Below are 19,336 nucleotides of genomic sequence, written 5' to 3'. Positions count from 1 at the left end.
CCCTCATTGCGTGCATGCATGAGACTCCAAGCTTTTCGTTAGTAAGTGCAAATCCCAATGATTGCGCTGCATCATTGGCGCGACAATGGCCCCGGAATTAGTGATGCTCGGCATACCTCGTGCACACTTTGTGCGGGCGCAGCAGCGATGCATGAAGCGAAGCGGTACCGGAATGGAGACAACGTTCGGGTGCGCGCGGAAGAAAAAATAAGGCGCAGGCGAATACGGATTTGCTCAGCGCTTCACTTCGCATGGAAGGGGACATGATTCTCGGCGACACCATTCTTGAAACGCGAGGGCTCACGAAGGAATTCAAAGGCTTCACGGCCGTGAATGGCGTGAACCTGCGCGTTCGCCGCGGTTCGATCCATGCGCTGATCGGACCGAACGGCGCAGGCAAGACGACCTGCTTCAATCTTCTCACCAAGTTTCTCGAACCCACCGCGGGACAGATCGTTTTCAATGGCACGGACATCACGCGCGAGCGTCCGGCGCACATCGCGCGGCGCGGGATCATTCGCTCGTTCCAGATTTCCGCGGTGTTTCCGCACTTGACCGTGCTGCAGAACGTGCGCATCGGCTTGCAGCGGCAACTGGGCACGTCGTTTCATTTCTGGCGCAGCGAGCGTTCGCTCGACGCGCTCAACGACCGCGCAATGGATCTGCTCACGCAAGTCGGCCTCACCGATTTCGCCGATACGAAAACCGTCGAACTCTCGTATGGCCGCAAGCGCGCGCTGGAGATCGCGACCACGTTGTCGATGGAACCCGAACTCATGCTGCTCGACGAGCCGACGCAAGGCATGGGCCACGAGGACGTCGATCGCGTGACGGCGCTGATCAAGAAAGTGTCGGCGGGACGCACGATCCTGATGGTCGAGCACAACATGAACGTGATCGCGGGCATCTCCGACACCATCACCGTGCTTCAGCGCGGCGAAGTGCTCGCCGAAGGCAGCTACGCGGAAGTGTCGAGGAATCCGCTCGTGATGGAAGCCTACATGGGCAGCGCCGATGCGGCGCTCACCGGAGCGCATGCATGAGTACGATCGTGGAGGAGCGCCGCTCGCGGGAGGCGAACGGCGCCGCGGGCAATGTGCCCGCGCTGGAAATATCGGGTCTGCAGGCGTGGTACGGGGAATCGCACATCCTGCACGGCGTGGATCTCAAGGTGAATCGCGGCGAAGTGGTCACGCTGCTCGGCCGCAACGGCGCGGGCCGCACGACCACGCTGCGCGCCATCATGGGTCTGACCGGGCGAAGGACGGGTTCGATCCGCGTGGGCGGACACGAAGCCATCGGCCTCGCCACGCACAAGATCGCGCATTACGGGGTCGGCTATTGTCCGGAGGAGCGCGGCATTTTTTCGAGCCTGTCGTGCGAGGAAAACCTTCTTTTGCCGCCGATGATCGGCGACGCAAAAGACGCGATGCCGCTCGACGAGCTCTACGCGATGTTCCCGAACCTGAAGGAACGCCGCGCGAGCCAGGGCACGCGTCTTTCGGGCGGCGAGCAGCAGATGCTGGCGGTAGCGCGCATCTTGCGCACGGGCGCGAATCTGCTTCTGCTCGATGAGATCTCGGAAGGGCTCGCGCCGGTCATCGTGCAGACACTCGCGCGCATGATCCTCATGCTGAAATCGCGCGGCTACACGATCGTCATGGTCGAACAGAATTTTCGTTTCGCGGCGCCGCTCGCGGATCGCTTTTACGTGATGGAGCACGGGAACATCGTCGAGCATTTCGGCGCGGGGGAACTCGAAGCGAAGATGCCGGTGCTGCACGAACTGCTCGGGGTGTAATCGATCCCGTGCGCGGCACATCGGAAAGGGCAACACCAGTAAGACCGCATCAAATCAAAACTCATGGAGACTGGAATGAAAAAGAAGACCCTCGCGCGCCTCTCTACTCTGTGCTTTGCGGCTGCGGCGGCGAGTGTGGCGGTGATGAGCACGAGCGCCAATGCCGCCGACGGCAACACCGTGAAGATCGGCTTCGTCACGGACATGTCGGGCCTCTACGCGGACATCGACGGACAAGGCGGACTCGAAGCCATTCGCATGGCGATCGCGGATTTCGGCGGCAAGGTGAACGGCAAGCCGATCGAACTCGTGTATGCGGATCACCAGAACAAGGCGGATATCGCGGCGTCGCGTGCGCGCGAATGGATCGACCGCGATGGCGTGAACGTGATCATCGGCGGCACGAATTCCGCGACGGCGCTGTCGAGCGCGCAGGTCGCGGCGGAGAAGAAGACGCCGTACATCAACATCGGCGCGGGCGCGGACAATCTGACCAACGAGCAGTGCTCGCCCTACACCGTTCACTACGCGTACGACACGATGGCGCTCGCGAAGGGCACCGGTTCCGCGGTGACCAAGCAGGGCGGCAAGACGTGGTACTTCCTGACGGCCGACTATGCGTTCGGCAAGGCGCTGGAAAAGAACACGGCTGACGTCGTGAAGGCGAACGGCGGCCAGGTGCTCGGCGAAGTGCGTCATCCGCTGTCGGCGTCGGACTTCTCCTCGTTCCTGTTGCAGGCGCAAGGCTCGAAGGCGCAGGTGCTCGGCCTGGCGAACGCGGGCGGCGACACGATCAACTCGATCAAGGCCGCGAAGGAATTCGGCATCACCAAGTCGATGAAGATCGCCGCGCTGCTGGTCTTCATCGCCGATATCCACAGCCTCGGCCTCGAAACCACGCAAGGCCTGGTCGCGACGGACAGTTGGTACTGGAACAAGGACGACAAGACGCGCGCCTGGGCCAAGCGCTACTTCGACAAGATGAAGAAGATGCCGGGCAGCCTGCAGGCGGCGGATTACTCGGCCGTCACGACGTACCTGAACGCGGTGAAGGCCGCGGGCACGACCGACAGCGACAAGGTCATGGCGCAGCTCAAGAAGGCGAAGATCGACGACTTCTACGCGAAGGGCTACATCCGCGAAGACGGATCCATGATTCACGACATGTATCTGATGGAAGTGAAGAAGCCGTCGGAATCGAAGGAGCCGTGGGACTACTACAAGATCACCGCGACGATTCCGGGCGATCAGGCGTTCGGCACCAAGGCCGAATCGCGCTGCAAGCTCTGGAAGTAAGCGTTCGGTAGTGCGCAAGCGTCGCGCGGCGGGCGGCCGGAAGGGCCGCTTCGCCGTCGCCACCGCGTCAACACGTTTCTGACGGCAGGTTCAATGGAAATCTTCGGCATCCCGCTCTCCGCAATGATGAGCCAGTTGCTGCTCGGGCTGGTGAACGGCTCGTTTTACGCGATCCTGAGCCTCGGGCTCGCGGTGATCTTCGGCTTGCTCAACGTCATCAATTTCGCGCACGGCGCGCTCTTCATGCTGGGCGCGATGCTCGCGTGGATGGGCTATTCCTATCTCAACATCCCGTACTGGGCGATGTTGCTGCTCGCGCCGATCGTGGTCGGCCTGTTCGGCGTGGTCATCGAGCGATCGATGCTGCGCTGGCTCTACAAGCTCGATCATCTCTACGGGCTGCTGCTCACGTTCGGCCTCACGCTCGTGATCGAAGGCGTGTTCCGCTCCGCCTACGGTTCGTCGGGGCAGCCGTACGACGTGCCGTCGCTGCTGTCGGGCGCGACCAATCTCGGCTTCATGTTCCTGCCGAACTATCGCGCGTGGGTGGTCGTCGCGTCGCTCGTCGTGTGCTTTGCGACGTGGTTCGTGATCGAAAAGACGCGCATCGGCGCATATCTGCGCGCGGGCACGGAGAATCCGAAGCTCGTCGAGGCATTCGGCGTCAACGTGCCGATGATGATCACGCTCACCTACGGCTTCGGCGTCGCGCTCGCGGCGTTCGCGGGCGTGCTGGCGGCTCCGGTGATCCAGGTGTCGCCGCTGATGGGCCAGTCGATGATCATCACCGTGTTCGCGGTCGTCGTGATCGGCGGAATGGGCTCGATCATGGGCTCGATCCTGACCGGCCTGCTGCTCGGCGTGATCGAGGGCTTCACGCGCGTGTTCTATCCGGAAGCGTCCGCGACGGTCGTCTTCGTCATCATGGCGATCGTGTTGATGATTCGCCCGGCAGGACTCTTCGGCAAGGAAAAATGATGCAGAGAAAAGCGCTCTACGGCCTGTTGCTGATCGGCCTGATCGTGGCGCCGTTCGTCGGCGTGTATCCGCTGTTCATGATGAAGGTGCTGTGCTTCGCGCTGTTCGCGGCGGCGTTCAATCTGCTGATCGGTTATACGGGGCTGCTGTCGTTCGGACACGCGATGTTCCTCGCGACCGCCGGTTACGTCGCCGGCTATGCGATCCAGACGCTGAACGTCACGCCGGAGCTCGGCGTGATCGCGGGCACGGCGGCGGCGACGCTGCTGGGGCTCGTCGCCGGCCTGCTCGCGATCAGACGCCAGGGCATCTACTTCGCGATGGTCACGCTCGCGCTCGCGCAGATGGTGTACTTCGTGTTCCTGCAGGCGCCGTTCACGCACGGCGAGGACGGTCTGCAAGGCGTGCCGCGCGGCAAGCTCTTCAACATGATCGATCTCGGCAGCGACATCACGCTCTATTACGTCGTGCTCGTCGTGATGCTGCTCGCGTTCGCGCTGATCGTGCGCATCGTGCATTCGCCGTTCGGACAAGTGCTGATCGCGATCAAGGAGAACGAGCCGCGCGCGATTTCGCTCGGCTACGACACGTCGCGCTACAAGCTGCTGGCGTTCGTGCTGTCGGCGGGTCTCGCGGGTTTCGCGGGCGCGATGAAGACGCTCGTGCTCGGCTTCGAAACGCTCGGCGACGCCTACTGGACGATGTCCGGCCTCGTCATTCTGATGACGCTCGTCGGCGGCATGAGCACGATGTTCGGACCGTTGCTCGGCGCGGCGATCATCGTCGCGCTGGAAGACCGGCTCGGCGATATCGGCACCGGTATCGCGCGGGTCACGGGCGTCGCGTGGTTCAATTCGCTCGGCGAATCGGTGACGATCGTGACAGGTGTCATCTTCATCGCGTGCGTGCTGGCGTTCCGTCGCGGAATTGTCGGGGAGATCATCGCGCGGGTTCGGCCGCTGCAAGGCTGACGCGATTTGATTCGCGATACGAACGAATTTGCTATTTCGAAGAAGCGCGCCGTATTGCAAGAAATACGCCCCGTTAAGGTGCTTTTGTGCACCACTAGGGTAAATGCTAGGTTGTCGTGCAGTGTTGCGTTCTTTAACATGCGTCCTAGTTCTGTTGCACCCAGATTTTTGAGGTGGAGAACGAGGAGACATGAGGCACAAAGTGCCCGACCGAAAAGCGCTGTTGGATGAGTCCAACAGCGCTTTTTTATTTGCCCGCCGATAATACGAATTAAACTTCGCAGCGCATTTAAGGCGGGTTTTCCCGAGGGTTTTCAGCACACGTAAAACCCTTCAAAACGCTTGCTGCACGGCCGTTGCCTCCGCTAAACTGCATTTCCCGACCCGTTGGTCGGCGATTCCAGGCGGGCGCGAATCGGGTGCATATTCGCTGGCAATTCTTCACGCAGAAACACGATTTACGGGGCGCAAATCAATGAAGTGGGTTTCACGCGGCAAGGCGGTCGCAATGGCCGTCGCGGCATTATCGGCGTTATTCAGCAATCAGGTTTTGGCGGACGTGAAAATCGGCGTGACGGTCTCGGCGACGGGTCCGGCAGCCTCGCTCGGCATTCCGGAGAAGAACACGGTTGCTTTGTTGCCGAAGGAAGTCGCGGGGCAGAAGGTGGAATACATCGTCCTCGACGACGCCACCGATTCAACTCAGGCCGTGAAAAACGCGCGCAAGCTGACGAGCGAAGATCATGTCGATGCGCTCGTCGGTTCGACGGTCGTGCCGAATTCGCTCGCCATGATCGACATCGCCGCTGAAACGCACACGCCGATGATCTCCATGGCCGCGGCCGCGAGCATCGTCGAACCGATGGACAGCAAGCGCGCGTGGGTCTTCAAGACGCCGCAGAACGACATTCTGATGGCCACGGCGATCGCGCAACACATGTCGAATCATGGCGTGAAGACGGTCGCGTTCATCGGCTTTTCCGACGCTTACGGCGAAAGCTGGTTCAAGGAATTCTCGAAGGCGGCGGATCTCGCGAAGCTGAAGATCGTCGCGAACGAGCGTTTCGCGCGCAACGATGCATCGGTGACGGGCCAGGTGCTCAAGATGATGTCGCAGAACGCGGACGCGGTGCTGATCGCGGGCGCGGGCACGCCGGCCGCGCTGCCGCAGAAGACGCTCAAGGAGCGCGGCTACAAGGGCAAGGTCTATCAGACGCACGGCGTCGCCAATAACGACTTCCTGCGCGTATGCGGCAAGGATTGCGAAGGCACCTTCCTGCCTGCGGGCCCATTGCTCGTCGCGGAGCAGTTGCCGGACAGCAATCCCGTGAAGCAGGCCGCGCTCACGTACAAAAAGGCCTATGAAGGCGCGAACGGCGCAGGATCGGTTTCGACGTTCGGCGGCCACGCATGGGACGCGGGCCTCATCCTGCAGCGCGCGATTCCCGTCGCATTGAAGAAGGGCCAGCCGGGCACGCCGGCGTTTCGCGAGGCGTTGCGCGCGGCCATCGAAGAGACCAAGAATCTGCCTGCGTCGCACGGAATCTTCAACATGAGCCCCAACGATCACTCCGGACTGGACCAGCGCGCGCGCGTCATGGTGGAGATCGTCGGCGGCAAGTGGAAGCTCGCGGGCAACTGACGGAATCGCATGCGAACCGATCCGGAGAACAAAGGCGCGTCGTTTCGGACGCGCCTTTTTTCTGCGCGGTGCAGTAGCAGCCCGTAGCAAAGAAGAGGGCGCAACGGTCAGGGAAAACCAGCCTTGGCACGCAGTAACGCGGTAAATAGATTGAGGCGGCTCTTTGGTCGGCCTCGAAGTCGCATTAATAACAACTCGCAGCAACGCACCGCCAGTGTGCGCGTTTGGAGACAAGCAATGAAAACGAAGAAGGCATGGATGAAGACGGGCGTCGCGCTCGCCATCGCGGGCAGCGTGCTTGCGTCGGGCGCGGCGTTCGCTCAGGTGAAGATCGGCGTGACGCTCTCGGCGACGGGACCGGCCGCATCGCTCGGGATTCCCGAGAAAAATACCGTCGCGCTGTTGCCGAAGGAAATCGGCGGGAAGTCGGTCGAATGGATCGTGCTCGACGACGGTTCCGACACGAGCCGCGCCGTGCAGAACACGCGCAAGCTGATCGACGAAGATCACGTCGATGCGATCGTCGGCTCGACGGTCACACCGAACTCGCTCGCGATGATCGATCCCGCCGCCGCCGGCAAGACGCCGATGATCTCGATGGCCGCGTCCGCCGCGATCATCGCGCCGATGGATGCAAAAAAGGCTTGGGTCTTCAAGACGCCGCAAAACGATGCGCTGATGGCCGATGCGATCGCGAACTACATGGAGAAGCACGGCGTGAAGACGGTGGGCTTCATCGGCTTCGCGGATGCCTACGGCGACGGCTGGTACAACGTCTTCAACACGGCAGCGGCGGCGCACAAGCTGAAGATCGTCACGAACGAGCGCTATAACCGCACGGACACGTCCGTGACCGGCCAGGTTCTGAAGACGATGGGCGCGAACCCGGACGCGGTGCTGATCGCGGGCGCGGGCACGCCGTCCGCGCTGCCGGCGAAGGCGCTGAAGGAGCGCGGCTACAAGGGCAAGGTCTATCAGACGCATGGCGTCGCCAATAACGACTTCCTGCGCGTGTGCGGCAAGGACTGCGAGGGCGAGATTCTGCCCGCGGGTCCGGTACTCGTGACCGAGCAGTTGCCGGACAGCAATCCGGTGAAGAAGTCGTCGGCGGCGTACAAGGACGCGTATGAGAAGGCGTACGGCGCGGGTTCGCTGTCCACGTTCGGCGGACATGCGTGGGACGCGGGCCAGATGCTCCAGCGCGCGATTCCCGAGGCGCTCAAGAAGGGCCAGCCGGGCACGCCGGAATTCCGCGAAGCGCTGCGCGCCGCGCTGGAAAACCTGAAGGACTTGCCGGTGTCGCACGGCATCATGAACATGACGCCGACCGATCACAACGGCTTCGACACTCGCGCGCGCGTGATGGTGCAAATCGTGGACGGCAAGTGGAAGTTGCTGAACGACTAAGCGGCGCGTGAGACGCGCGGTCTCGTTTTTTATTTTCGAGATGGTCTCGTAGAACAGGCGGCGCACCGGCAACGGCGCGCCGCTTGACCATGTTTCACAAGAAGCTCCGAAGAGGAAGTATGGACTTATCGATTGCGGCGATCCTCGCGCAGGACGGGATCACCACGGGCGCGATCTACGCCTTGCTCGCGCTCGCTCTGGTGCTCGTGTTTTCCGTGACACGCGTCATTTTCATTCCGCAGGGCGAGTTCGTTGCGTATGGCGCGCTCACACTGGCGGCGCTGCAAACGCAGAAGCTGCCCGCGACCTGCTATTTGCTCATCGCGATGGGCGTCGGCTGCTTTGTCGCCGAACTTGCTGGCATCGTTCGGCATCCTGCGCGTTATCACCAGATCGCGCGCTTGCTCGCCGTGCTGGCGGGCAAGTATCTGCTGTTTCCCCTCGCGGTTTGGGGCATCACGCAGGCGACGTTCGCACAGCCTCTGCCGATGGTCGTGCAGATCGCGCTCACGCTCTTGATCGTCGTGCCGATGGGGCCGTTCGTCTATCGCCTCGCCTATGAGCCGATCGCGGAGGCGAGCACGCTGTTGCTGTTGATCGTGGCGGTGGCGGTGCATTTCGCGATGGTCGGCCTCGGGCTCGTGATGTTCGGCGCGGAAGGCTCGCGCACGACCGCGTTTTCGGACGCCACGTTCAACCTCGGCAGCGTGTCGATTTCCGGGCAGAGCGTGTGGGTCGTCGGCACGGCCGTCGTGCTGATCGTCGCGCTGTACTTCTACTTCGATCGCTCGATCTCCGGCAAGGCCTTGCGCGCGACGTCGGTGAACCGGCTGGGCGCGCGGCTCGTCGGCATCGGCACGACGCAGGCTGGCCGCCTCGCGTTCACGCTCGCGGCGGGCCTGGGCGCGCTGTGCGGCGTGCTCGTGGCGCCGATCACGACCATCTACTACGACTCGGGCTTCCTGATCGGTCTGAAGGGCTTCGTGGGCGCCATCGTAGGCGGTCTGGTGAGCTATCCGCTCGCGGCGGCGGGCTCGCTGCTCGTGGGTCTGCTCGAATCGTATTCGTCGTTCTGGGCGAGCGCGTACAAGGAGGTGATCGTCTTCACGTTGATTATTCCGGTCCTGCTATGGCGAAGCCTGGCAAGCCCGCATTCGGATGAAGACGAGGAGTGAGCCGATGAAATTCCGTTCTTTCTGGATCTTTCTGCTGATCGTCTTCGCGCTGCCGATTCTGCCTGGGCCGGTTGCCGTGCCCGAGTACTGGATCACGCTGCTGAACTACATCGGCCTGTATTCGATCGTCGCGATCGGACTCGTGTTGCTCACTGGCATCGGCGGAATGACGAGTTTCGGACAGGCCGCGTTCGTCGGCGTGGGCGCGTATGCGACGGCCTTCCTGACCACGCGCTATGGCGTCTCGCCGTGGCTCGCGCTGATTGCGGGTGTCGTGCTGACGGCGTTCATCGCGCTGCTGCTCGGACTCATCACGATGCGACTCTCCGGGCACTTCCTGCCGCTCGGGACGATCGCGTGGGGGCTATCGCTGTTCTACCTGTTCGGCAATATGGAGTTGCTCGGCAAATACGACGGCATCAACGGGATTCCCGTGCTCAACGTATTCGGTTGGGAGCTCGAATCGGGCCGCAGCATCTATTACCTGATCTGGGTCGTGGTCTTGCTCGCGGTGATTTCCGTTCAGAATCTGCTTAATAGTCGTCCGGGGCGTGCGATCCGCGCGCTGCGTGGCGGCAGCACGATGGCCGAAGCGATGGGCGTCAACACCGCCTGGATGCGCGTGGTCATCTTCATCTACGCAGCGGTTCTGGCGGCCGTTTCCGGCTTCCTGTACGCCCATTTGCAGCGTGCGGTGAACCCGACGCCGTTCGGGTTGAATCACGGCATCGAGTTCCTGTTCATGGCTGTGGTCGGCGGCGTTTCGCACGTCTGGGGTGCGATTCTCGGCGCGACGATCCTCACCGTTCTGCAGGACTATCTTCAAACGCTGCTGCCCAAGCTGATCGGCGCGAACGGCAATTTTGAGATCATCGTGTTCGGCGTGGTGATGGTGTTGCTGCTGCAATACGCGCGGCAGGGCGTGTGGCCTTTCGTGGCGCGGCTCTTTCCGCGCGGACCGCGTGCGCATGTTCCGAATCATGAAGATGTCTTGCCGCAGCGCAGCAAACCGAGCGCGGGCGAACGCTTGCTGGTGGTCGAAAAGGCGCGCAAGCAGTTCGGCGGACTCGTCGCGGTCAACGATGTGAGTTTCGAAGTGAAGGCGGGCGAGATTATCGGGTTGATCGGGCCGAATGGCGCCGGAAAGTCCACGACGTTCAATCTCGTCACCGGCGTGCTCCAGGCGACGAGTGGCGCAATCAGTTTTCACGGTGAACGGATCGAAAAGCTGACCTCGCGTGAAATCGTCAAGCGCGGCATCGGACGGACTTTTCAGCACGTCAAGATGCTGCCCGGAATGACCGTGCTGGAGAACGTGGCGATCGGCGCGCATTTGCGTGGCAACACTGGCGTCTGGCGTAGCGTCGTGCGATTGAACGCGGCCGAAGAGGCGAGATTGATGGCTGAGGCAGCGAGGCAGATCAAGCGCGTCGGTCTGGAGAAGCATATCTATAGCGAAGCGGGCAGCCTCGCGCTGGGTCAGCAGCGGATTCTCGAGATCGCCCGCGCGCTGTGCTGCGACCCCACGCTGCTGCTGCTCGACGAACCGGCGGCAGGGCTGCGTTATCAGGAAAAGCTGCAATTGGCCGATTTGCTGAGAAAACTGCGCGCCGAGGGAATGAGCATTCTTCTGGTCGAGCACGACATGGACTTCGTGATGAATCTGACCGATCGGCTCGTCGTGATGGAATTCGGAACGAAGATCGCGGAAGGATTGCCGACGGAAGTCCAGAAGGATCCGGCGGTTCTCGAGGCATATCTCGGCGGGGTGGAGTGATGGCGGATTGGATTCTGCAAGTGGAAGGGTTGTCCGTACGCTACGGCAAGGTTGAAGCATTGCACGATGGCAAGTTGACTGTTGGCGCGGGGCAAATCGTTTCGGTCATCGGACCGAACGGCGCGGGAAAATCGACGCTTCTCAATGCGATCATGGGCGCGTTACCGCAAACGGGGCACGCGAAAGGCGTCGTACGTTATCTCGGCGAAGATGTGTCCGCGCTGGCGATCGAGCGTCGTGTTTCACGTGGAATGTGCCTGGTGCCGGAAAAGCGCGAGCTGTTCGCGTCGATGACGGTGGAGGACAATCTTGTGCTCGGCGCTTATCGGCGCAAGAAGGCGGGCGAGCGAAACTTTCTCGATCAACTGGATCACGTGTTCGAGCTTTTTCCGCGATTAAAGGAGCGGCGGAAGCAAGCGGCCGGAACGCTGTCTGGCGGAGAGAGGCAAATGCTTGCCGTCGGTCGTGCATTGATGGGAAAGCCGCAACTTCTCATGCTCGATGAGCCGAGCCTCGGGCTCGCGCCGTTGATCGTGAAGGAGATTTTCCACATCATCAGCGCGCTTCGGCAGACAGGCGTCGCAACGCTTTTGATCGAGCAGAACGCACGTGCGGCTCTGCAGATTTCCGACTATGGATACGTCATTGAGACGGGCGAGTTCGGGCTGGAAGGAAATGCGGATGCGCTTCAGCACAATCCGCAGGTCATCGAAACCTATCTCGGTCTGACAAAGAAAGTCGCATAAGCGCTGTAGATCGGTTGCCGACACGAGGCGTGTTTCACGTGAAACACGCCTTTTTTTCGCCTTCGGCCGATCGGTCGGAATTCGAGGGGAAAGAAGCCGTTATAATCCAAAGCTATTCTCTCTTCAGGTTCGTGTCGTTCGCACACGAAATCCCAATGCTTTATCCCACAGAATTTGATGTGATCGTCGTCGGCGGCGGTCACGCGGGCACGGAGGCGGCGCTCGCCTCCGCGCGTATGGGCTGTAAAACGCTCCTTTTGACACACAACATCGAGACGTTGGGCCAGATGAGCTGCAATCCGTCGATTGGCGGAATCGGCAAAGGCCATCTCGTCAAGGAAGTCGACGCGCTCGGCGGCGCAATGGCTGCGGCGACGGACGAATCGGGCATCCAGTTTCGCATTCTCAACTCGTCGAAAGGGCCGGCCGTCCGTGCAACGCGCGCGCAGGCGGATCGGATTCTGTACAAGCAGGCGATCCGGCATCGTCTCGAAAACCAGCCGAACTTGTGGTTGTTTCAGCAAGCTGTAGACGATTTGATGGTCGAGGGCGATCGCGTTGTCGGCGCCGTGACGCAAGTCGGGCTTCGCTTCCGCGCTCGCGCCGTTGTTCTGACCGCAGGCACTTTCCTGGACGGGAAGATCCACGTCGGTTTGAATAACTACGTCGGCGGACGGGCGGGGGATCCTGCTGCGGTTTCGCTTTCGGCACGCCTCAAAGAGTTGAAGCTGCCGCAAGGCCGACTTAAGACGGGCACGCCGCCGCGTATCGATGGCCGTACGATCGATTTTTCCCAGCTCGAAGAGCAGCCGGGCGACCTCGATCCTATCCCGGTGTTCTCGTTCCTTGGGCGTGTGGAGCAGCATCCGCGGCAGGTGCCGTGCTGGGTGACGCATACGAATGCGCAGACGCACGACATCATTCGCTCTGGACTTGATCGTTCGCCGATGTATACGGGCGTGATCGAGGGCGTCGGGCCGCGTTATTGCCCGTCGATCGAAGACAAGATTCATCGTTTTGCTTCGAAAGACGCGCACCAGATTTTTCTTGAGCCGGAGGGACTGACGACGAACGAGTTCTATCCGAACGGCATTTCCACCAGTCTTCCGTTCGATGTTCAGCTCGAACTCGTCCGTTCGATGCGCGGCCTCGAACACGCGCACATCCTGCGCCCTGGTTACGCGATCGAATACGACTACTTCGATCCGCGCGCGCTGAAGGCGTCGCTCGAAACGAAGGCGATCAACGGACTGTTCTTCGCTGGTCAGATCAACGGCACGACGGGCTATGAAGAGGCCGCCGCGCAGGGATTATTGGCAGGTATCAACGCCGGTCTGCAAGTTCGCGGGAAGGAGGCGTGGTCGCCGCGCCGGGATCAGGCGTATTTGGGCGTTCTCGTCGATGATCTTGTGACGCGTGGGGTATCGGAGCCGTACCGGATGTTCACGAGTCGCGCTGAATATCGCCTCTCGCTGCGCGAAGACAATGCCGATATGCGGCTGACGGAGATCGGGCGCGAATTGGGCATCATCGACGACGTCCGCTGGGACGCATTCAGCCGCAAACGCGACGCTGTTTCACGTGAAACACAGCGTCTTCGCTCGACGTGGGTGAATCCGAAGACCCTGCCAGCCGAAGAAGCGACGGCATTGCTCGGAAAACCAATCGATCACGAATACAGCCTCGCCGATCTCCTGCGGCGTCCCGGCGTTTCATACGACGGTATCTGTTCGCTTCGCGATGGAGCCTGCGGTCCCGATGCATCTCTCGCGGACGATCCCGTGCTGCTCGCGCAGATCAAGGAGCAGATCGAGATTGGCGTGAAGTATCAAGGCTATATCGATCGCCAGGCAGACGAAATCGTGCGGAATGGTGCGCAGGAAAATACGCGTTTGCCGGACGCACTCGACTACAACGAAGTCCGTGGCTTGTCCTTCGAGGCCCGTCAGAAGCTGATCCAGCATCGCCCGGAGACGATCGGGCAGGCTTCGCGCATCTCGGGCATCACGCCCGCTGCAATATCGCTTCTCATGGTCCATCTGAAGCGCGGCGCCGGCCGTCGCGGTCGCAATGCGGCTGGCGATGATTCCGCAACCGGCAGCCCGACGGCGGTTCAATGACGGAGCGCAATTTATCCCTGGCGACGACGCTCGAAAAGGGCGTCGCCGAACTCGACATTGCGCTGTCGTCGTCGCAAATTCAGAAGCTTCTCGAATATGTCGCGCTGCTCGGCAAATGGAACTCCGTCTATAACCTGACGGCGATCCGCGATCCGCATCAGATGCTGATCCAGCACATTCTGGATTCGCTCACGATTGTTCCCGCCGTAGCCGCGCGCAACCCGAAAACGCTGCTGGACGTCGGCTCTGGCGGCGGTCTGCCGGGCATCGTACTGGCGATTGCATTGCCCGAGTTGCACGTCACGCTCAACGACATCGTTCATAAGAAAACTGCGTTTCAGTCGCAAGCGAAGGTGCAGTTGGGTCTGAACAATCTGTCGGTCGTCACCGGTCGAGTCGAAAGTTTACGTACGGGAGTCGAAGTGCCGGGAAAATTCGATTTAATCGTGTCGCGCGCATTCGCAGAGCTCTCCGATTTCGTTACACTTGCGCGTCATCTGGTTGCCGACAATGGACGAATTCTGGCGATGAAAGGTGTGAGGCCCGAAGCCGAAGCGGCGAGCGTGCCGGCCGGGGCTAAGGTGCTTGGCATCGAGCGCCTGAATGTTCCGATGCTCGATGCGGAGCGCCACCTTGTCGAGATTGTCGTCGAGTCGGTTTGACGGTCCGCTGTACGGTTTCCATCAGGCATTCCAGGTACGCTGATCTTCTGACAGCGAAGAAACGAGGACACTAAACGATGGCAAAAATCTTCTGCGTCGCAAATCAGAAGGGCGGCGTTGGAAAGACCACGACGGCGGTCAATCTCGCGGCCAGCCTCGCGGGGCTCGGTCAGCGCGTGCTGCTAATCGACCTGGACCCGCAGGGCAATGCGACCATGGGCAGTGGCATCAACAAGGCCGCGTGCGAGAACACCATCTATGAAGTGCTCGTCGATGGCGTCACGCTGCGCGAGGCGCGCACGCGCCCGGAAGCGGTCGGATACGACGTGCTGCCGGCAAACCGCGAACTGGCGGGCGCCGAAGTCGAACTCGTGGAGATGGACAATCGCGAGGGCATTCTTCGGGCGGCAATCGCCGAAGTAGTCGATGACTATGACTTTGTGTTGATCGATTGCCCCCCGGCACTTTCCCTGCTGACGCTCAACGCGCTGTGCGCGGCGCACGGCGTCGTGATTCCGATGCAGTGCGAATACTTCGCGCTGGAAGGGCTGTCGGATCTCGTCAACACCATCAAGCAGGTGCACGCGAATCTGAATCGCGACCTGAAGGTCATCGGCCTGTTGCGCGTGATGTTCGATCCCCGAATTACGCTGCAGCAGCAAGTGTCGGACCAATTGAAGGAACACTTTGGCAGCAAGTTGTTCGACGTTGTGATTCCGCGCAATGTGCGCCTCGCCGAAGCGCCGAGCTATGGGCTGCCGGGCGTCGTGTTCGACAAGTCGTCGCGCGGCGCGCAGGCGTATATCCAGTTCGGCACGGAAATGATCGAGCGTGTGCGCGCGCTCAACGTGAACTGAGCAAAACCATTCGATGCGGCAGCGAACGCCGACGGAGGAACCGAAAATGAGCGCTGTGATGAAGAAAAAAGGTCTGGGCCGCGGCCTGGATGCATTGCTCGGCGGCAGCGTCGACATTACGGAAGCCGTGCGCGGCGAGGGCTTGCCCTCGGTGTTGTCGCTCGATAAATTGCAGGCCGGCAAGTATCAACCGCGCACACGAATGGACGAGGGCGCGCTGCAGGAGTTGGCCGCAAGCATTCGCGCGCAGGGTCTGATGCAGCCCATTCTCGTGCGCACGGTCGGCGACGATCGCTATGAAATCATCGCGGGCGAGCGACGTTTCCGTGCTGCGCGCCTTGCCGGCCTCGATGAAGTACCGGTTCTGGTGAAAAACGTGCCAGATCAGGCCGCCGCCGCGATGGCGCTGATCGAGAATATTCAGCGCGAAGACCTCAATCCGCTGGAAGAGGCGCAGGGCATCCAGCGTCTGCTCGACGAATTCAGCTTCACGCACGAGCAGGCAGCCGAATCCGTTGGGCGCTCGCGCAGCGCGGTATCGAACCTGTTGCGCCTGCTGAACCTCGCGACGCCCGTGCAGACGATGCTCCTCGCCGGCGATCTCGACATGGGCCATGCGCGCGCGCTGCTCGCCGTCGATGCGGCGACGCAGATTCAGCTTGCGAATCACGTCGTCAATCGTCGCTTGTCGGTTCGTGAAACCGAGCGCCTGGTCGCGGCAACGACCAAGGAAGCACCTGCGACAAAAGCACGCGCCGCAAACGACGGCGGACGTGATACGCGCCGTCTGGAAGAAGAGTTGTCGGATCTACTTTCCGCGAACGTCAAGATCAAACTGGGCGGACGAGGGCGCGGCAAAGTCACGATCGATTTCGGCAATCTCGACTCGCTCGAAGGCATCTTGACCAAGCTGCGCGGCAGCATCGAAACGCCGACTCCGGCAGCCTGATTCGCGCATCTTGTCCGAGTTCAACGCCAAGCGCACACGTTCCGACCTTCTCGCGCGCATCTGGAGAGCCGTCTCGAAAGAACCGGTTCTCGCGATCCTCGTCCTCGCTCTCGTCGTGCTCCAGATTGCGCATCCGCGTCCGTGGATGTCGCTGCCCGGTCTTGTCGACTGGCAGACGGTCCTCACGCTCGCGGGACTCCTGATTCTGACCAAAGCGATCGAATTATCAGGATTCCTGATGTGGGCGGCGCATCGGCTCGTGCATCACATTCACGGCGAGCGGACGCTGGCATTGCTGCTCGTGGCGCTCGCTGCGGGGCTTTCGACGGTGCTGACCAACGACGTCGCACTCTTCGCGGTCGTGCCGCTCGCGTTGTCGCTGCACAAGCTCGCACCGCTGCCGATCAAGCGGCTCGTCATCGTGATCGCGCTCGCGGTCAACGCGGGGTCGATTCTCACGCCGCTCGGCAATCCCCAGAACCTCTTTCTATGGCAGACCAGCGGGGTCGGCTTCCCGGCGTTCGTATGGGCGATGCTGCCGCTGTGCGCCGCGTTGATGGCGCTGCTCGCAATCGTCACGTTCGCGATGTTCCGTGCCGAACCGCTCGATCTGTCCGGCGATGTCGAAGCGCATCGCGTCGATCGCCTCCTGTGTGGCGTGAGTGTGCTTGCGTTCGCCGCGTTCGTGGCGCTCGCCGACGCGCATCACGCCGGTCCGGCGCTCGCCGTGCTCGCGACACTCTTTCTTCTGTGGCGTCGCGAGGTCGTATTCAAGATCGATTGGCTGTTGCTGCTCATCTTCGTGATGATGTTCATCGTGTTGCGCAGCGCGGCCGCGTTGCCGTCGATTCACGCGGCCATCTCCCAGATCGGTATCGGCACGCCGACGCGCGCGTATGCGGCCGGCGCCGTGCTTTCGCAAGCGATCAGCAACGTGCCGGCGGCCATCGTTCTCGCGGAGTTTTCCAAGGACTGGCGCGCGCTCGCGTTCGGCGTCAGCGTCGGGGGCTTCGGCGTCGCGATCGGTTCGCTGGCGAATCTCATCGCCGTGCGGCTGTCGGGTGAAAAGGGAATGTGGATGCCGTTTCACATGGTGTCGATCCCATTCTGGATCGTGGCAATGTTCATTGGCTGGGCGCTCGTTTGATGCTCGGCGACGTCTCTTCCATCGATTGAAACTCTCCTTGCAATTGCAAGAAAAGTCTCGCTTTTGAGACCGATTTTTAAGGTTCGTCCGCTTGGCTTTTGACGCACCTAAACTATTGAATCCGCGACAACAATCGCTTACAATCGCCCGGATTTATCAGCTAGGCCACCTCGAAAGCGCAGCGAAAGCGCAAGGTGATTTCCCGGACTCTTGGTTGAAGGTTTGAAGACGGTGCGAGGAGAAAGTCGAGCGCCGGACGCTCACGCAACCGGTGACGCAAACGCCTCCGGAAATCAGCCGCGCAGTTCGTCTGCCGAAGCGTGGGATGCCGCAGCGCAAGATAACAATATCGTTCCGCTCACGCGGGATCAGGCACAGAAGCTGTTTGGGCCCGAGGTGAGTCGTCCATCGCGTGTCACGCCGTTTAAGGTGGTGGCAGCGCAAATGGTTTTGTCCCTGGGTGCGACGCTGTTGTGGTGGCTGTTCTACAAGCCGCCGGGCGATGCTGCGCTGTCCGCATTTCTGGGGGGAGCAATCTGCTGGGTGCCGAGCGCTCTGTTCGCCGCGCGCCTGAGAGCAAAGAGCGGCGCGGAGACGATCATGAGCTGGATGATCGGCGAGGCGCTCAAGATGGGAGCGACGATCGCCATGTTCGTGGCCATCGCGTACTTGTACAAGAGCGCGTTGTGGTTGCCGCTGCTCGTCACGTACATCGTCGCTCTGAAGACTTACTGGGTTGCAATGGCGCTACGGTGACGATTCTTGACGTCCCAGGTAAGTGCCTTCAGCACGAGTTGTACGTAGCATCACGTTTGAACAGGTGCGGATTTCGTTCCGCACTCGGGCCTCTCGACCCGGAGCCGCAACGCGAAGCGGCGGCTCGGAATCGACAGGCGGCGAAAGATTTTTGACAATTTGGGTGGCTTTAACGATATGGCAGCTAGCGAAGGAACGCACGCTCTGGATCCGTCCGAGTACATTGCGCACCACTTGCAGAATCTTTCCACGCACGCACAGACGTCGATTTTCGATATTCACGTCTGGAATCTCGACACGCTGTTCTGGTCGATCGTGTGCGGTGTCCTGACCATCGTCATTCTCGGACTTGCCGCACGCAAGGCGACTTCCGGTGTTCCCGGACGTTTCCAGTGCGCCATCGAGATGCTGGTCGAAATGGTCGAAGACCAGTCGAAGTCGATGATCCACGGCAGCCGCCGCTTCATCGCTCCGCTCGCGCTGACCGTGTTCGTCTGGGTCGCCCTGATGAACTCGCTCGACTTCATCCCCGTTGATCTGCCGGGCCGCATCATCGGCTGGCTGGGTCTGTCGGAAGCGCTGCCGCATCATCGCATCGTGCCGACGGCCGACCTCAACGGCACCATCGGCATCGCGCTCGGCGTGTTCGTGCTGATGATCTACTACAACTTCAAGATCAAGGGCGCCGGCGGCTTCGTGCATGAGCTGCTGTCCGCTCCGTTTGGCGCGCATCCGCTCCTGTGGATTCCGAACCTCGCGCTGAACATCATCGAGTTCGTCGCCAAGACGGTTTCGCTCGGCATGCGGCTTTTCGGCAACATGTACGCCGGCGAACTGCTGTTCCTCCTGATCGCCCTTCTGGGCAGCATGTGGACGTTCGGTGCGGACGCTTCTGTGCTCGGTTTCCTCGGCCATGTGGTCGCGGGCACGGTTTGGGCGATCTTCCACATTCTGATCGTGCTGTTGCAGGCGTTCATTTTCATGATGCTGACGCTGGTGTATATCGGCCAGGCGCATGACTCACACTGACGCGTTGCGGCACGTTCCGGAAT

At 61.2% G+C, this 19,336-nt stretch carries 17 protein-coding genes; all 17 read left to right on the top strand.

The genetic code is table 11. The features are described from left to right. Positions 1-263: 263 nt before the first annotated feature. The 17 genes from NOV72_RS07390 to atpB all read left to right on the top strand — a co-directional run bounded on the left by NOV72_RS07390 (position 264) and on the right by atpB (position 19,313). Positions 264-1,043 (top strand): ABC transporter ATP-binding protein, encoded by a 780-nt coding sequence (locus tag NOV72_RS07390; RefSeq protein ID WP_106854056.1) that lies wholly within the window; start codon positions 264-266, stop codon positions 1,041-1,043. Next, positions 1,040-1,801: an ABC transporter ATP-binding protein gene (locus tag NOV72_RS07385; protein ID WP_106853936.1), complete on the top strand. Its 762-nt coding sequence runs from the start codon at positions 1,040-1,042 to the stop codon at positions 1,799-1,801. The genes NOV72_RS07390 and NOV72_RS07385 overlap by 4 nt, the downstream gene beginning before the upstream one ends. Before the next feature lie 75 nt (positions 1,802-1,876). Continuing rightward, on the top strand, positions 1,877-3,097 hold the full coding sequence (locus tag NOV72_RS07380; protein ID WP_106853935.1) for an ABC transporter substrate-binding protein: 1,221 nt from the start codon (positions 1,877-1,879) through the stop codon (positions 3,095-3,097). Between the two features lie 93 nt (positions 3,098-3,190). Further along, complete coding sequence (locus NOV72_RS07375; RefSeq protein WP_106853934.1) at positions 3,191-4,075, top strand: branched-chain amino acid ABC transporter permease; 885 nt, start codon at positions 3,191-3,193, stop codon at positions 4,073-4,075. Next, positions 4,075-5,046, top strand: a complete 972-nt coding sequence (locus NOV72_RS07370; RefSeq protein ID WP_181290901.1) for a branched-chain amino acid ABC transporter permease — start codon at positions 4,075-4,077, stop codon at positions 5,044-5,046. The genes NOV72_RS07375 and NOV72_RS07370 overlap by 1 nt, the downstream gene beginning before the upstream one ends. A 508-nt stretch (positions 5,047-5,554) precedes the next feature. Continuing rightward, complete coding sequence (locus tag NOV72_RS07365; RefSeq protein ID WP_245932941.1) at positions 5,555-6,688, top strand: ABC transporter substrate-binding protein; 1,134 nt, start codon at positions 5,555-5,557, stop codon at positions 6,686-6,688. A 237-nt stretch (positions 6,689-6,925) separates the two neighbouring features. Further along, positions 6,926-8,095: an ABC transporter substrate-binding protein gene (locus NOV72_RS07360; protein WP_106853931.1), complete on the top strand. Its 1,170-nt coding sequence runs from the start codon at positions 6,926-6,928 to the stop codon at positions 8,093-8,095. A gap of 119 nt (positions 8,096-8,214) precedes the next feature. Continuing rightward, a complete protein-coding gene (locus NOV72_RS07355) occupies positions 8,215-9,270 on the top strand; it encodes a branched-chain amino acid ABC transporter permease (protein WP_106853930.1) in 1,056 nt (351 codons plus the stop codon). Positions 9,271-9,274: 4 nt separating this feature from the next. Beyond that, the gene (locus NOV72_RS07350) at positions 9,275-11,047 is read left to right on the top strand and encodes a branched-chain amino acid ABC transporter ATP-binding protein/permease (RefSeq protein ID WP_106853929.1); all 1,773 of its coding nucleotides are present in this window, start codon (positions 9,275-9,277) and stop codon (positions 11,045-11,047) included. Beyond that, complete coding sequence (locus NOV72_RS07345) at positions 11,047-11,793, top strand: ABC transporter ATP-binding protein (RefSeq protein WP_106853928.1); 747 nt, start codon at positions 11,047-11,049, stop codon at positions 11,791-11,793. The genes NOV72_RS07350 and NOV72_RS07345 overlap by 1 nt, the downstream gene beginning before the upstream one ends. Before the next feature lie 155 nt (positions 11,794-11,948). Next, complete coding sequence (gene mnmG / locus NOV72_RS07340; protein WP_106853927.1) at positions 11,949-13,913, top strand: tRNA uridine-5-carboxymethylaminomethyl(34) synthesis enzyme MnmG; 1,965 nt, start codon at positions 11,949-11,951, stop codon at positions 13,911-13,913. Next, positions 13,910-14,575, top strand: a complete 666-nt coding sequence (rsmG, locus tag NOV72_RS07335; protein WP_106853926.1) for a 16S rRNA (guanine(527)-N(7))-methyltransferase RsmG — start codon at positions 13,910-13,912, stop codon at positions 14,573-14,575. Before mnmG ends, rsmG begins: the two co-directional genes overlap by 4 nt. A gap of 77 nt (positions 14,576-14,652) precedes the next feature. Further along, positions 14,653-15,432, top strand: coding sequence for a ParA family protein (locus NOV72_RS07330; protein ID WP_106853925.1), 780 nt, complete (start codon positions 14,653-14,655; stop codon positions 15,430-15,432). Between the two features lie 46 nt (positions 15,433-15,478). After that, positions 15,479-16,381, top strand: a complete 903-nt coding sequence (locus NOV72_RS07325; RefSeq protein WP_106853924.1) for a ParB/RepB/Spo0J family partition protein — start codon at positions 15,479-15,481, stop codon at positions 16,379-16,381. 10 nt (positions 16,382-16,391) lie between these two features. Further along, on the top strand, positions 16,392-17,528 hold the full coding sequence (locus NOV72_RS07320; RefSeq protein WP_106853923.1) for an SLC13 family permease: 1,137 nt from the start codon (positions 16,392-16,394) through the stop codon (positions 17,526-17,528). Between the two features lie 222 nt (positions 17,529-17,750). Then, positions 17,751-18,284, top strand: coding sequence for an ATP synthase subunit I (locus NOV72_RS07315; RefSeq protein WP_106853922.1), 534 nt, complete (start codon positions 17,751-17,753; stop codon positions 18,282-18,284). 177 nt (positions 18,285-18,461) lie between these two features. Further along, a complete protein-coding gene (gene atpB / locus NOV72_RS07310; RefSeq protein ID WP_106853921.1) occupies positions 18,462-19,313 on the top strand; it encodes a F0F1 ATP synthase subunit A in 852 nt (283 codons plus the stop codon). Positions 19,314-19,336 lie beyond the last annotated feature (23 nt).

The organism is Caballeronia novacaledonica, assembly GCF_900258035.1.
Classification (GTDB): Bacteria; Pseudomonadota; Gammaproteobacteria; order Burkholderiales; family Burkholderiaceae; genus Caballeronia; species Caballeronia novacaledonica.
The sequence above is the reverse complement of the archived record's forward strand: the minus strand, read 5'-3'. Positions and strand labels throughout refer to the sequence as shown.